This window comes from Necropsobacter massiliensis, assembly GCF_000827595.2.
Lineage (GTDB): Bacteria > Pseudomonadota > Gammaproteobacteria > Enterobacterales > Pasteurellaceae > Necropsobacter > Necropsobacter massiliensis.
Genome location: NZ_LN776186.1, coordinates 13147 through 26317, shown reverse-complemented (window position 1 = coordinate 26317; position 13171 = coordinate 13147). Strand labels below are relative to the sequence as shown.

Annotated in this window: 11 protein-coding genes; 2 read left to right on the top strand and 9 right to left on the bottom strand. The window is 45.3% G+C overall.

Features of this window, described 5'->3' with window-relative positions; all coding sequences use genetic code 11:
* Nucleotides 1–7: 7 nt before the first annotated feature.
* The 4 genes from BN3349_RS07200 to ilvC all read right to left on the bottom strand — a co-directional run bounded on the left by BN3349_RS07200 (nt 8) and on the right by ilvC (nt 5973).
* Nucleotides 8–640 carry a tellurite resistance TerB family protein gene (locus tag BN3349_RS07200; protein WP_040976669.1) on the bottom strand — a complete coding sequence of 211 codons (633 nt, stop codon included), beginning with the start codon at nt 638–640 and terminating at the stop codon, nt 8–10.
* Between the two features lie 153 nt (nt 641–793).
* A complete protein-coding gene (locus BN3349_RS07195) occupies nt 794–3601 on the bottom strand; it encodes a S8 family peptidase (RefSeq protein ID WP_048736213.1) in 2808 nt (935 codons plus the stop codon).
* Nucleotides 3602–3802: 201 nt separating this feature from the next.
* Nucleotides 3803–4429, bottom strand: coding sequence for a glutathione S-transferase N-terminal domain-containing protein (locus BN3349_RS07190; protein ID WP_040976668.1), 627 nt, complete (start codon nt 4427–4429; stop codon nt 3803–3805).
* Nucleotides 4430–4491: 62 nt separating this feature from the next.
* Nucleotides 4492–5973 carry a ketol-acid reductoisomerase gene (gene ilvC, locus BN3349_RS07185; RefSeq protein ID WP_040976667.1) on the bottom strand — a complete coding sequence of 494 codons (1482 nt, stop codon included), beginning with the start codon at nt 5971–5973 and terminating at the stop codon, nt 4492–4494.
* A 227-nt stretch (nt 5974–6200) separates the two neighbouring features.
* On the opposite strand from ilvC, the gene ilvY reads away from it, so the two are divergent.
* Both ilvY and rarD read left to right on the top strand, forming a co-directional pair.
* On the top strand, nt 6201–7079 hold the full coding sequence (ilvY, locus tag BN3349_RS07180; protein ID WP_040976728.1) for an HTH-type transcriptional activator IlvY: 879 nt from the start codon (nt 6201–6203) through the stop codon (nt 7077–7079).
* Between the two features lie 34 nt (nt 7080–7113).
* Entirely contained in the window at nt 7114–7989 is an 876-nt protein-coding gene (rarD, locus tag BN3349_RS07175; protein WP_040976666.1) for an EamA family transporter RarD, read from the top strand.
* A 153-nt stretch (nt 7990–8142) separates the two neighbouring features.
* On the opposite strand, the gene BN3349_RS07170 is transcribed toward rarD, so the two are convergent.
* The 5 genes from BN3349_RS07170 to BN3349_RS07150 all read right to left on the bottom strand — a co-directional run bounded on the left by BN3349_RS07170 (nt 8143) and on the right by BN3349_RS07150 (nt 13134).
* Nucleotides 8143–8898 carry a DeoR/GlpR family DNA-binding transcription regulator gene (locus tag BN3349_RS07170; protein ID WP_040976665.1) on the bottom strand — a complete coding sequence of 252 codons (756 nt, stop codon included), beginning with the start codon at nt 8896–8898 and terminating at the stop codon, nt 8143–8145.
* A gap of 168 nt (nt 8899–9066) precedes the next feature.
* Nucleotides 9067–10029 carry a calcium/sodium antiporter gene (locus BN3349_RS07165; RefSeq protein ID WP_040976664.1) on the bottom strand — a complete coding sequence of 321 codons (963 nt, stop codon included), beginning with the start codon at nt 10027–10029 and terminating at the stop codon, nt 9067–9069.
* Nucleotides 10030–10134: 105 nt separating this feature from the next.
* Nucleotides 10135–10599, bottom strand: a complete 465-nt coding sequence (locus tag BN3349_RS07160; protein WP_040976663.1) for a NanQ anomerase/TabA/YiaL family protein — start codon at nt 10597–10599, stop codon at nt 10135–10137.
* A gap of 50 nt (nt 10600–10649) precedes the next feature.
* On the bottom strand, nt 10650–11837 hold the full coding sequence (locus BN3349_RS07155; RefSeq protein WP_040976662.1) for a sialidase family protein: 1188 nt from the start codon (nt 11835–11837) through the stop codon (nt 10650–10652).
* 13 nt (nt 11838–11850) lie between these two features.
* Complete coding sequence (locus BN3349_RS07150; RefSeq protein ID WP_040976661.1) at nt 11851–13134, bottom strand: SLC13 family permease; 1284 nt, start codon at nt 13132–13134, stop codon at nt 11851–11853.
* Between the last annotated feature and the right edge of the window lie 37 nt (nt 13135–13171).

The window sequence follows — 13171 nt, the reverse complement described above, 5'->3', positions numbered from 1 at the left end:
TGTTAATTTAAAACCCCGCCTGTTTTTCCAATTGTTCGACCAGTGCGTCGTCTAGGTTTAGCGCTTCAGCAAGGTTTGACAGGAAGACGATTTCTTTACGATCTAAATCGGCGCAGGCTACGCGGGCGGCGAGATAAACCTGGGCTGCCAGTGCCGGGTCGTTGCCGGTTTGTGCAGCGATGTCTGCAATGGAAATCGGGTGGTCGATTTGCTGTTGCAGCCATTGAGATAATTCCGGATTATTGCCCGCTTCGGCGATAATCGCCTGTTTTTCTGCGTCGGTGATTGTGCCGTCGGCTGCCGCGGCGGCAATCATCACTTGCAGGATAAGTTTACTGCTGTCGGCGTTTTGTTCCGCGTCGGTAAACGCTTCTTGCGCAACCGGTGCGCTGCTTTGGCTCTGGCTTTGCTGGTATTGTTGATATGCCTGATAAGCAAGGCTGCCCAATGCCGCCAGTGATCCCAGTTTGGTTAAACCGGCACCGCCGTTGCGTCCGAGAATCATTGACAGAATACCGATTGCAGCAGCACCGCCACCGGCTTTGGTGATTTTGTCTACGGTAGAATCACTTTCCATGGTTTTGCCGACCTGTTCTTTGGCGGCGGTGAGTACTTGATTTAAAATGCTGTTAAAATCCATCGTTAGTTCCTTATGTTATTGTCTTGATTGACTGTTACTTTGTCGCTTTTTTTCGCGATTAGTTCAGCCTCGGCGGCAAAAAGAATCAGTACAAAAGTGCGGTGAAAAATTAGAAAATTTCCACCGCATTTTTACGTTACATAAGAAATCGGCTTAGAAACTCACGCCGAGTCGGGCGGTAATATCGGTTCCGCTGCCGTGTCGGAATACCCGTTGTTTGATTTCTGTGCCGAAAAACCAGCTGCCGTAGGTGAACCGTATGCCGGTGCCGACGTCCAAACCGTCGCGCCCAAATGCGGTAGCCTTGCTGTTTAGCGCAATTGTGTCAAAGCGACTGTGCACTGTGGTTGTTGCGCCGTTAAGGCGATAGCCGTAGTCAACGACGAAATGCGGACTAATTTGCCAGTCAGATAATATAAAGCGGGTGTTTAGTCGCACGCTGGCAACCAGATTTACGTCAGTATAGCGCAAACGCGGTGTCGTCAGGGCAAATTCGCCGTTTTCGCGCAAGGCTTTCATGCTTACATGTATCAATTGTAAACCGATGCTTGGTTCGGTCTGCCAGCGACCGACCTGTAACCCGTAACCGCCACGCAGTTCGCCGCCGCTCAGATGCCCTTTAGTTTTTCCCGATGCCAGCGTTGTGCCGTTAAAGGTACGTTGTTGATGATAATGAAGATGCGCCAGATGGGCGGCGGCATCGGTAAACCAACCGCGCGATGCCGGCATGTAACGTATTGCTGCACTTGCGCTGCGTTGTTTCAGCGTTGAATTTGCCTGTCCTTTATGGATATTGGTTTTCAGTGCATTAAGACGGGCGCTAAGTAGGATGTTATGGTCTGCTTTGTATGCCAGTCCCAGTTCGCTGCCACGGGTGGTGAACTGGGCTTTTTCCACTGCGGGCATGTTGTCGCTGCGGTATTGCTCGCCCTGTGCCTGTGTCCATACCGTTACTTGCTGTGCCGCCAAATTGCGGTAGTGATACAGCTGATTTGCGCTTTGGCTCAGCTGGGCGCTGGCGCTATGTCGCAGAAATTCCATGCTGTCGGCATAAATACCGTTACCGACGGCGTAATGAAAATGCTGTAGATTATGCTTTTCCACCGCCTGTTGCAGCCAGTCGTTATAACGCCCTTGTCGCCATGCGAGTTGAGTATCGCGCAGCGCATTGAGCAGGTGCAAGCCGCTTTGTCCGTTGGCGCTGGCGTTTGGATCGGTGATCGCCTGATTTTTATTGGCTTTTAAGGTGATGCCGTCAGCGTTGAAATATAAATCCTGACGCAATCCTTGCTGAGAAAGCACCGCACTTTTTTCAACTTCCAGAAATCCGCCGCGATACGTCGCGCCGTCTTTCAGGGTGAGAATATGGCTGATTGTATCACCGGCTCGGCGATGATGTTTTAGCGATTCTGCAACGCTCAGCGTACCGCCCAGCGTAACGTGGACGTGTTTGCCCTGTGCGCTGATGCCTTGCGACGATAAGATTTCCAGCCGACTGTCCGCGGCGGAATGGTAGGTCTGACGTATATTTAGCGAAGTCAGACCTAAGGTGGCGCGGTTATCGACCGTATCGGCAGAGGTGGTGCCGTTTAACACCAGTTTCCCCGCGTTGATATGCAGCGTGCGAATGCGGTTGTTGTTACCGTTTAGGGTTAATACGGCGTTGCCCGCTTTGCTCAGAGCGAATTCTGTGGTCAATGGGTTTGACCAAAAATCGTTTTGGCTTACCTGATAAGTTTCATCACGTAACAGTGCCGTAGGACCGCCAATTGCCTTGGAAATGTTCACCAGCCCCCAACCATATTGCTCGTCCACGCCTTTTTTCCCCAAATCCGTGGCGGTAGTCAGCAAGGTATCGCGCACCTGAGTCGGGGTGAAATAGGAAAAGCGCTGTTTGAGTATGGCAAGTGAGGCGGTAACGGTCGGTGCGGCAAATGAGGTACCTGATTGATTCTGTAAGTTCGGTATTTTCTTCCCTTGTTCCGCACCGTCGGTGGACAGTACGGTTAAATCGCCGGGCGCGGCGATACACCAGTTTTTACTGACACCGCAGTGATTGGAATAGCTAGCCAGAGTTTTATTTTTGTCTACTGCGACCACGGATAAATAATGGGATTCCAGCGCCGGCAGATAACGCGGCAAGGCGGCGAGAATTCCCGGCTGTTGTTTGCTTTCATTGCCGGCGGCAAAAACCAGCAAAACGTTTTTTTCAATGGTTTGTTTGATGCCTTGCAGCAGACGGTTGTCATTGCTATGGCGGGTAATGTACTGTTGATAGCGGTTATCCAGCGCCTGCGCGCTGTTGCCGATGGCATCTTCGTTCCAGCTGTTGTTAATGGCAAGTACGTTATTTTCCGCCACTTTTTTCAGTGCCGCCGCCAGCAGTACACGCTGTCCTTCGGCATCTTTGCCTTGTAACAGCGAATCGTCCTGTGCGCTGGCTCGGCGTGCGTTGTTGCGGCGTTGTGCATTATTATCGTCATTTTCTTCATTATCGCGATCGCCGTTCGGTTCGTATTGAGCGAGATAAAGGTTGCTGCCTTTCGCCACCCCGCCGTGATAACCGACTTGCGGTAGTGATTGGGCGCCGATAATCCCGCTGACTTGCCCGCCGTGCATGGCGTAAACCTTGTGTTTTTTGCCTTGCTCGTCTGTTTCCATGTCGGTATCGTATTTACGCGGATCAATAACAATTTTCTCGCCTTTTTCTTCCACCTCCAGAACCAATGGATGTATTGTATGTTGGTTAAATTGCGGATGTTCCAGCATAAACCCGCTGTCCACTACGCCGAGATTGACCCCTTGCCCTGAATATTGTGCAGCGATTTGCGCGGTTAAGCCGATAAGCTCGTGTGGGTTTTGGATAGGCTCGTTTTCTCCTTCGTCAGCATTTGCCGCAACGCCTAAGCAACAACCAACGGAAAGACAAATGAATGTGTTGCGAAATCCGTGAGTTTTCATCAGATTGCCCCTTAAAAGTATGTCAATAACGTTTTTTATAATGTGTAATGATAAAAGCGCGTTATTTTTTAATAAAAAATAAGAGAACACAAATGAAAAATGGTCTGACCAGTTTTGGGCGGGAAAACACTTCGTTCAATTAACGAAAAAAAGCCGGCTAACCGGCTTTGCTTGAAAAACATCGGCAATTCCGACCGCACTTTATTGTGGCGGCATTACCGGCTTGGTTGTTGCCAGACAAGGATATTGCGCGTTCATGTCGTCTGCCCATTGCGTCAGTTGCGGCAGCGCACGGTAGTTGTCGGCGCCGGTCACGCTATGGCGAAAGCGCAGAAAGTCGAGCAGGCAGACGGTATAAAGCGTGCCGATGTTCAGTTGCGTTCCGAACGGTTTCAGTTGCTGTTCAATCAACGTTAAAGTGCGGTCGTTTCTGTGCAGAATTTGCTGATGGCGTTCAAGCCACCATTCCTGCTGCGGACGGAACATACGTTCCGGCAGCATTAAGCCGGTCAGATTTTCCAGTACGCCTTCCGCGAGGGCATAGAGTTCCATTACTTTCCAGCGCTCGGCATGTTTCGGAAACAGGCTTTGTGCCGTGCCGATAGAATCCAGATATTCGGCGATAACACTGCTGTTCAGTAGCCAGTCGCCGTTATCCAACTGTAATGCTGGCACGCGCCCTAAAGGGTTGTCTCGGTTATGCGGAGATTGTGCTAGAAACGGGCGGGTAACCAGCAGTAATTCGATGCGATCTTGTAGATGATGATAATGCGCCACTGCACGGACTTTGCGCACAAACGGGCTAGTGGTGGAATACCAGAGTTTCATTTTTCGCTCCTTGTGTGCCTGAAAAACGAAAAGCCAGTCCGCAGACTGGCTTGTAGATTGGCTTAACCTTGTGAGGAAAGGCGTTTCATGTCGGTCATATAACCGCGCAGCTCCTGACCGATGAGCTCAACCGGGTGGTTGCGAATCGCATCGTTAACATCGCGTAATGTGATGTTGTCGATATCGCCCGCCGGTGTTGGCTCACCTAAATCACCGCGTTGTAACTGTGGAATGATGTCTTTTGCCAGAATCGGCGCCGCCACATTGGCAAACAGATAGTTACCGTATTCCGCAGTATCGGAGATCACCACATTCATTTCGTACAGACGTTTACGTGCGATGGTGTTGGCGATTAACGGCAATTCATGCAGCGATTCATAATAGGCGGATTCTTCATAGATTCCGGTGGAAACCATGGTATCGAACGCCAGCTCGACGCCGGCTTTCACCATTGCGATCATTAATACGCCGTTGTCGAAATATTCCTGTTCGCTGATCTTAATACCGTCCGCTTTCGGGGCGTTTTCGAATGCGGTTTTACCGGTTTCTTCACGCCATTTTAGTAAGTTGACATCGCCGTTTGCCCAGTCTTCCATCATCACTCGGGAGAATTCGCCACTGATAATATCATCCATATGTTTTTTGAACAGGAAATCCAGTTTTTCTTTAATCTGTTCAGCAAGTGCAAAGGCGCGTAATTTTGCGCTGTTGGACAAGCGATCCATCATCAGGGTGATACCGCCCTGTTTTAAAGCCTCGGTAATGGTTTCCCAGCCGTATTGGATCAGTTTGCCTGCGTATGCCGGGTCTTTGCCGTCCGCCACCAGTTTGTCGTAACACACCAGAGAACCCGCTTGTAGCATACCGCACAAGATGGTTTGTTCGCCCATTAAATCGGATTTTACTTCTGCCACGAAAGACGATTCCAACACGCCGGCACGATGAGCACCGGTTGCCGCCGCCCATGCTTTAGCAATGGCCAAGCCTTCGCCCTGCGGATCATTTTCCGGATGTACGGCGATCAGCGTCGGCACGCCGAATCCGCGTTTGTATTCTTCGCGCACTTCAGTACCCGGACATTTCGGCGCCACCATCACGACGGTAATGTCTTTGCGGATCTGTTCGCCCACTTCAACGATATTCAAACCGTGGGAATAGCCCAGTGCCGCGCCTTGTTTGATTAACGGCTGCACATCTGCTACAACTTTACTGTGCTGTTTGTCCGGGGTGAGATTAATCACCAAATCGGCAGTGGGAATCAGTTCTTCATAGCTGCCCACGTTAAACCCGTTTTCGGTTGCCCGTTGGAAGGAGGCGCGTTTTTCCGCAATCGCCTGCGGGCGCAGAGCATAGCTGATATCCAAGCCGGAATCGCGCATATTGAGTCCTTGATTTAATCCTTGCGCGCCGCAGCCGATAATCACAATTTTTTTGCCTTTCAGAAAATTCGCCTCGTCGGCAAATTCTTCACGCGCCATAAAACGGCAGCGACCTAATTGATCTAATTGCTGACGTAAGTTTAATGTATTGAAATAGTTAGCCATTTTTCATCCTCTGTATAAATAGTGGTGCTGATGCGGGGTTTGCTACGAATGATTATACGCTTTTTGATTGTTGCGTAAATTGATATTATCGGGATTTAATATTGCATTTTTCGCAATCTCAAATTATGCTGGGGCAAAGTGCGGTCGGTTTTTGTTGCGTTTTTAAATTCATATAATATTCACCGCACGTTTAACCATAAAGATAACTTTCATTCAGTGTGATGACGATGGACTTTGACGATCTCAATATTTTTTTACATCTTGCCGACAGCCGCAATTTCAGCAAAACCGCGGCGCAAAAGCATACCTCGCCTTCCACTTTATCCCGTCGGATTCAGCGCATGGAAGAGGAATTGGGGCAGACGTTATTGTTGCGCGATAATCGTCAGGTGTCGCTTACTCCGGCGGGTGAAATCTTTCTCCAATTCGCGCGTCAGAATCGGCAGCAATGGTCGCAACTGCAACAGCAGCTACGCGTCAATCAGGAGGAATTGAGCGGCGAATTAAAGCTGTTTTGCTCGGTGACCGCGGCTTACAGCCATTTACCGCAAGTGCTGGAAAAATTCCGTTCCCGCTATCCGAAAGTGGAAATTCAGCTCACCACCGGCGATCCGGCACTGGCACTGCAATTGGTACAACAGCAGCAGGTCGATCTGGCACTGGCGGGCAGACCGGCGACGCTGCCGCAGAATATGATGTTTCATTATATTGATGATATTACGCTATCTTTAGTGGCGCCGCGCATTGCTTGTACGGCAACGCAACTGTTGCAGCACAATCCGCCCGATTGGCAGAAGATTCCTTTTATTCTGCCGGTGGAAGGACCGGCGCGTCAGCGTATTGACCAATGGTTTCGGCAAAAGAAAATCAAACATCCGACAATTTATGCCACTGTTGCCGGGCATGAGGGCATTGTGTCTATGGTTGCGTTGGGCTGCGGTCTGGCAATGTTGCCTGATGTGGTGATCAAAAACAGCCCGTTGAACAGCCAAATCTCGACGCTTGCCGTCGATACGCCGATTGCCCCCTTTGATTTGGGTTTGTGCGTACAAAAGAAATCGCTGGAATTACCGTTAATCCGTGCATTTTGGCAAATGTTAGGGTAAAGTGCGGTATGGTTTTGCAACGTTTTGGTGAACTATGGTAAAAGGTGTCGCTTTCTCGCTTTTCGCGTCGGTGTTATTCGGTTATATCTATTATTTTTCCACCTTGCTGCTGCCGTTAAACGGTGAAGATATTTTCGGCTACCGCGTGGTGTTTACCGTGCCTTTTATTATTGCGGCGATTTTTGTTTTCAAACAGAAATATGTACTGGTTTCTCACTTAAGACGCATTAAACGGCAACCTTGGTTGTTGCTGGTGTTCTGCTTTAACAGCGCGATGATGGGCTTTCAGATGTGGCTTTTCCTGTGGGCGCCGAACAACGGCAGCGCACTCAGCGTTTCGTTTGGTTATTTATTGTTGCCGTTGGTGTTGGTTGCCTGTGGACGTGTATTTTTCAAAGAAAATATTTCCACTTTGCGCGCATGGGCGATTGGCATCGCCGCCGCCGGTGTGCTGTTCAATATTGCGATAAAAGGCGGCTTATCATGGGAAAGCACGGCGGTATTCGGTTATGCGCTGTATTTTATGCTGAGAAAATGGCTGAATATGGCGGATATTGCCAGTTTTGCCATTGAAATCATTTTGTTGTTGCCGGTATGTATTTACTTTGCCTGGCAGGTGGATATCGCTCAAATCAGCGCCATCAACCCGCATATTATGTGGCTGCTGTTTGCGCTTGGGCTACTCAGCGGTATTGCTTTTAATTCCTATATCGCCGCCAGTAATATCCTGCCGATTAATTTGCTTGGGCTGCTCGGTTATGTTGAACCGGTCATGATGCTGACTATTTCGCTGCTTATCGGCGAAACAATCAGCCCTGAAACCTATCCGCTGTTTATTTGTTTGATCCTCGCCATGGCGCTGATTGTAGGCGATGGTGTTCGTAAGATGCGAAGAGAACAGCGTCAATAACTGTTGCTTTGTATATCGTTGCCACAGTCTGCTTGCCGTTTAATTATGCGGATTTGACAGACAATGGGTTCAGAGAAATCAGATAAGAATTGATCAAAGACAATAAATACGCCATGTTTTTATGCTTAACGACAATAGATTGCCGCCTTGTTTTTATACTAAAGCGAGATTAAAACCGCCACTTTCCAGCTCTTTTTTATCCTTAGTGGGCAAGCCCTTGTCGGTAATAATATCGGTAAACTGATTTAATGGTGCAGCACAATATAGCGAATATTTTCCGTATTTACTGCTGTCTGCGACCAACACTCGCTTGCCGGCATTTTGCTGTAAGTATCTTTTTAAACAGGCTTTTTCTTCCGTTGGCGCTGTTACGCCTTTGGCTTTACTCCACGAATTACAGCTGATGAACGCAATATCCGGATTGAGATTTTGCAGAAAAGTTAACCCATGATTGCCGATACAGGATTGGCTACTGTTATCCACACGACCGCCGGTAATAATCAGTTCGATTTGTTTATAGTCGGAAAGTAACAGGGATATATGTAAATCCGTCGTAATTACCCGCAACGGTATATGGGCAATTTTTTTGGCAATACATAAGGTTGTGGTTCCCGCATCTAAAACAACAGAATCTCCCGGCGAGATTAACGAAACCGCATATTCGGCGATATGCTCTTTTTCGACGATTTGCTGAAATTGCTTTTCATTAGTGGTTGGTTGAAACGGAATAAACTGATTCAGACTGACTCCACCATGGGTACGGATAACCGCGCCTTCTTCATTCAGCTTAATCAAATCGCGACGAATTGTGGCAGGCGATGAATTTGTGACTTTAACGAGCTGTTCTACCGTAGCAATATTATGGCTTTTTAAGAACAGCATTATTTGTTCTAGACGGTTTTGGGACATGGCGTATTGTTTATTATTTTGAACGGTTACTTATTCTAACAATGAGTGATTGTTTTTTCTACACTAAATTAATTGTATTTTTTATTCAATATCTTGCCACACAGATAAACATAAGTGCAGCCGAAAAAAGAAAAATTTTGACCGCACTTTGCTTGATTTAATCAAAAATTAAATCGCTGTTTTAAATAGGTAAAAATTGTAACTAATATATGCCAGCAAGAAAATTAAGCCTTTAACACGATTAATTTGCCCTTTCTTGCTAAAGCCAAAGATCAACAATAACACTGTTAGTACTGACATCACGAGCATATCGCGTGTAAATATTTCTTGCCCTGCCTGCATTGGCGAGATCGCGCCTGCAATACCTACCACAGCAAGTGTGTTAAATAAGTTTGAACCGATAATATTGCCTACTGCTAGGTCTACTTCATTTTTATGAGCCGCAACAATAGATGATGCAAGTTCAGGTAATGATGTACCGATTGCCACAATGGTTAAGCCAACCACTAAATCGCTCACTCCAAAGTAATGAGCAACTTCTACCGCTCCCCACACAAGTAACTGTGAACTACCCATTAATAGGGCTAAACCAATTGCGACCCACATTAACGCTTTACCAAATGGCATATATGCTTGCTCTTGTAATTCTTCTTTTACGTCATTTGCTAAACTGTCATTTCTATTATGTAAACCGTTCCAAATCGACCAAGTCATATAAAGAAAAAACACGCCAAGTAAAATCCATGCTTCTAAACGAGATACTTTACCATCTATAACCAAAAAGGCAGAAAGTATAGTTACAAAAATCAGTATCGGTAATTCTTGCTTTAATACTTGTGAATTTACCACTAACGGTAATATTAATGAAGTTAAACCTAGGATCAGCCCAATGTTTGTGATATTTGAGCCGTAGGCGTTACCAAGTGCAATACCAGGATTACCGTTAATGGCAGAAAAAGCTGATACTATCATTTCCGGTGCTGATGTACCAAAGCCGATAATTACGATACCGATTAACAACTGCGGCATACCAAAATGGCGTGCCGTTGCTGCTGCACCATCTACAAAACGATCTGCTGACCAAATCAAAAGTAATAAACCGCCAACAATGGCAAAACTAGGTAATAACATAAGAACTCCTAATAAAATACTTAAAGCTAATATATTGACGTATTGGTGTTTTTATTTCATTGAATTTAATAAAAAACGTCAGCACTTACTGACGTCTGAAGAGTATTAAATCATTTCTTTCGGCACTTTAAAAACGGCCTTTCGCACTGTAGCGGGTTCTTTTACCATACAGAGTGCCTGGTGTGGTTCGCCAGGATAAAACGTAACAAAGTCACCGGTACATAACAAGATGCTATTAGTTAGAATGGGTTTATCTAAAATATACAAATCCGGTTTCTTTTCGACCGCACTTTGTCCGATAGCATTTGTTAGGCTGTAATGAATAATTTCCTTACCTTTCAAAATTAATTGAATATCAAGGTAATTTTTGTGAAATTCCGTATGGCGAATTTCTGCGGGCGAAGTTTGAGAATCACCAACGTTACAAAACCACGTGGTACCTTCTGGTTGATATTTTCCGTCAGGTAAAGATTGTAATTTTTCCAGGGTAAATTCAGGATGCGATAAAATAGCATAAAGTGATTTAGGTAAGGTTGCTAAATTTAAAATTTTCGTATTTCCGGCAATCATAATATTCTCCTATTAAAGGGATGTCATTCTTTCGAATGACATCGTTAGAGTTAAACGTTTTTAACCCAAGATACATCAACGCAAACATATTTAATTGCTAGGCGATAAAATGTGTAAGCAATATGTAATTTGCCGTCGAGCCCTTGTTTAATACTTGGGTAAGAAAGTTCACGGTTTAATTGTTCTCTTGAGTTATTGGACATGCAGTAACCATCGCCTTCATCTAAATTGCGGATATAAGGCCAAGTTAGCCCATTATCAGTTGAAATAGCTAACGACATTGGAGCGCGAGGCGCCCCCCAAAAGGCATTGCGCTGTCCCTCTATCAATTCCGCTTCCTTTTTCTGTTCTTCACTTTCATCTTCAATTTCATCATAGAGTGAGAGACGGCGTTCTTTGGCATCTTTTGCATTTGAGTTATTAAACACTAAAGCAATATCACCATTATCAAGCACATCCGCTTGAATTGATGCGTTGTTATTTGGCAGCGGGAGAGTTTTAGGCTCTGACCATGTTTCGCCGTTATCAGTGGAACGGCTTTCATAAATATAGTCTGCCCAACGGCTACGATAAAGTGCGTATAAACTGCCGTCTTTGAGTTTTAACACATTCATATGAACGCAACCTGTACTGTTTGGTACATCAACAGAACGCCATGTTTTTCCTTTATCGCTGGAAATCATTACCGCACTTGTATCATAGCTGCCGACCCATTTTTCACCTGGTCTCGCAATGCAATAGAACACGGGTAATAACCAATTACCATTATCTAGGACTACGATTGGTTGGCGAATAAAAATACCTTTATTTGGATCTTCAAGTAAGACTTCAATATTTCCCCAAGTTTCACCAAAGTCTGTTGATTTGCGACAGCGAACAATGGCGGTATCTTGATTGCCTGAAATTTGAGCGGTATATAAAATCCATAAAATATTGTCAGGATCTAAGAAAAACACAGGGTTTTGCTCAGAACGAGTTGGATCATTGGAAAGTTTTACTGCCGGAGACCATGTGTCAGTTCCTTTTTTTAAACGAGAGAAATAAGCTGAAATATCAGAGATTCCCTCTTGTGTTCCACCAAACCAAGTACAGAGCAAATCACTGTTTGGTAATGGGAATAAATTAGCTGCGTGGTTTTGTACACATTCTGTCGGTAAATAAGCATCTTTGCGTGCCGTATCATTCGGATTTACAACAACTTTACCGGATAAATCTAATTTAATCATTCTTTCAGTCATTTTATTTCTCCTATTAAACTGGAAATAGAATCAGGGAACCAGCTGTAAGAGCAAGTAAGCGAATAAAGTATTGCGGAATAGTAAATTTCCAAAATTCAATCATTGTATACTTACCCGTTCCCATAATTAATGCAGGCATGCCGTCTACCGGGAGGAAATGTCCGCACCAACCTGAGATAACAATAGCTGTTGCTGCAGCAGTTGGATTGAACCCAAGTTGTAAACATGTTGCAATAGCTAATGGTGCAAATACATATACCGTACCAAGCGTCGAACCAGTTAAGGTTGCTAATAGGCTTGTTAAAATACAGAAAGTGAAAATTAATAAGAATGGGTTAATATCAGAACCTAGTAAATCTGCAACAGACTTACCAACCATTTCTGTAAGTCCCGTACTGCCTAAGGCATCAGCAACCCCTATAACCCCGGCTGACATAAGAATAATTGGCGCACTAATAGCATTTCTTATTTCTGTAAAGTCCAATACGCCGGCTAAGAAGATTGGCATAACGGCAAGACCTGTCAGTGCATAACCGGCATCGCCAACGTAACTTTGTACAATCATACCGATAACAGCGAGCACGAAAGAGAAGTAGGTTACTAATTCTTGTTTTTTGGTAAGCTGAGTTCTATTTCTTTCCGTTAAATTATCGTTATACTCGCCAGTAGATGTAGAAATCGGATGTTCTGGCAAGATTTTATAGGCTAATAATGACCAAGCCAGGAAACTGAGTGAAAGAACTAAGTTTACGAGTGAGAATTGAATTAAGTTAACATTAGTAACTGCTCCGGCCGCTTCCAATACAGCAACGGTAACGCCATATTGTAAAGCGGTATTAAATGGCGCTAGAGGGTGATTCGCTGCAAAACCGGCAGGCATCAAGACTTTAGAGGGGGCAAGCGCTTTGTTTTCTGGTAGTGCTGACAAAAGTCCTATCACCAGCACATAATAAGCTGTAGAGCCTGTACCAAAAAGACTTGTTCCTAGCATAACAACTAAAATCAGAAGAGTGTAGGCTTTGAAACCACCCTTTTTAGCCATGTTAAATATGGTTGATTTAAACGTAGTGATAAAACTGGTTTTTTGTAAAGCGGCGATGATAGCCATAAATGCTGCAAGCATCATAATGGTTGAATTTGCAAAACCGCCAAAAGCAGTTTTAATATCCACTACTCCTGTTATGACTAATAAGAGGCAGGCAATAAGTGGAGGTGCTCCGAAAGGAAGTTTGTCTCTCATGATTAAAATAATCATGAAAATCGTAATTGCTAATGCAATGATCATTTGAGTTGTCATAAATAGCCTCCTTGATGATGCTATTGAATTAATATAA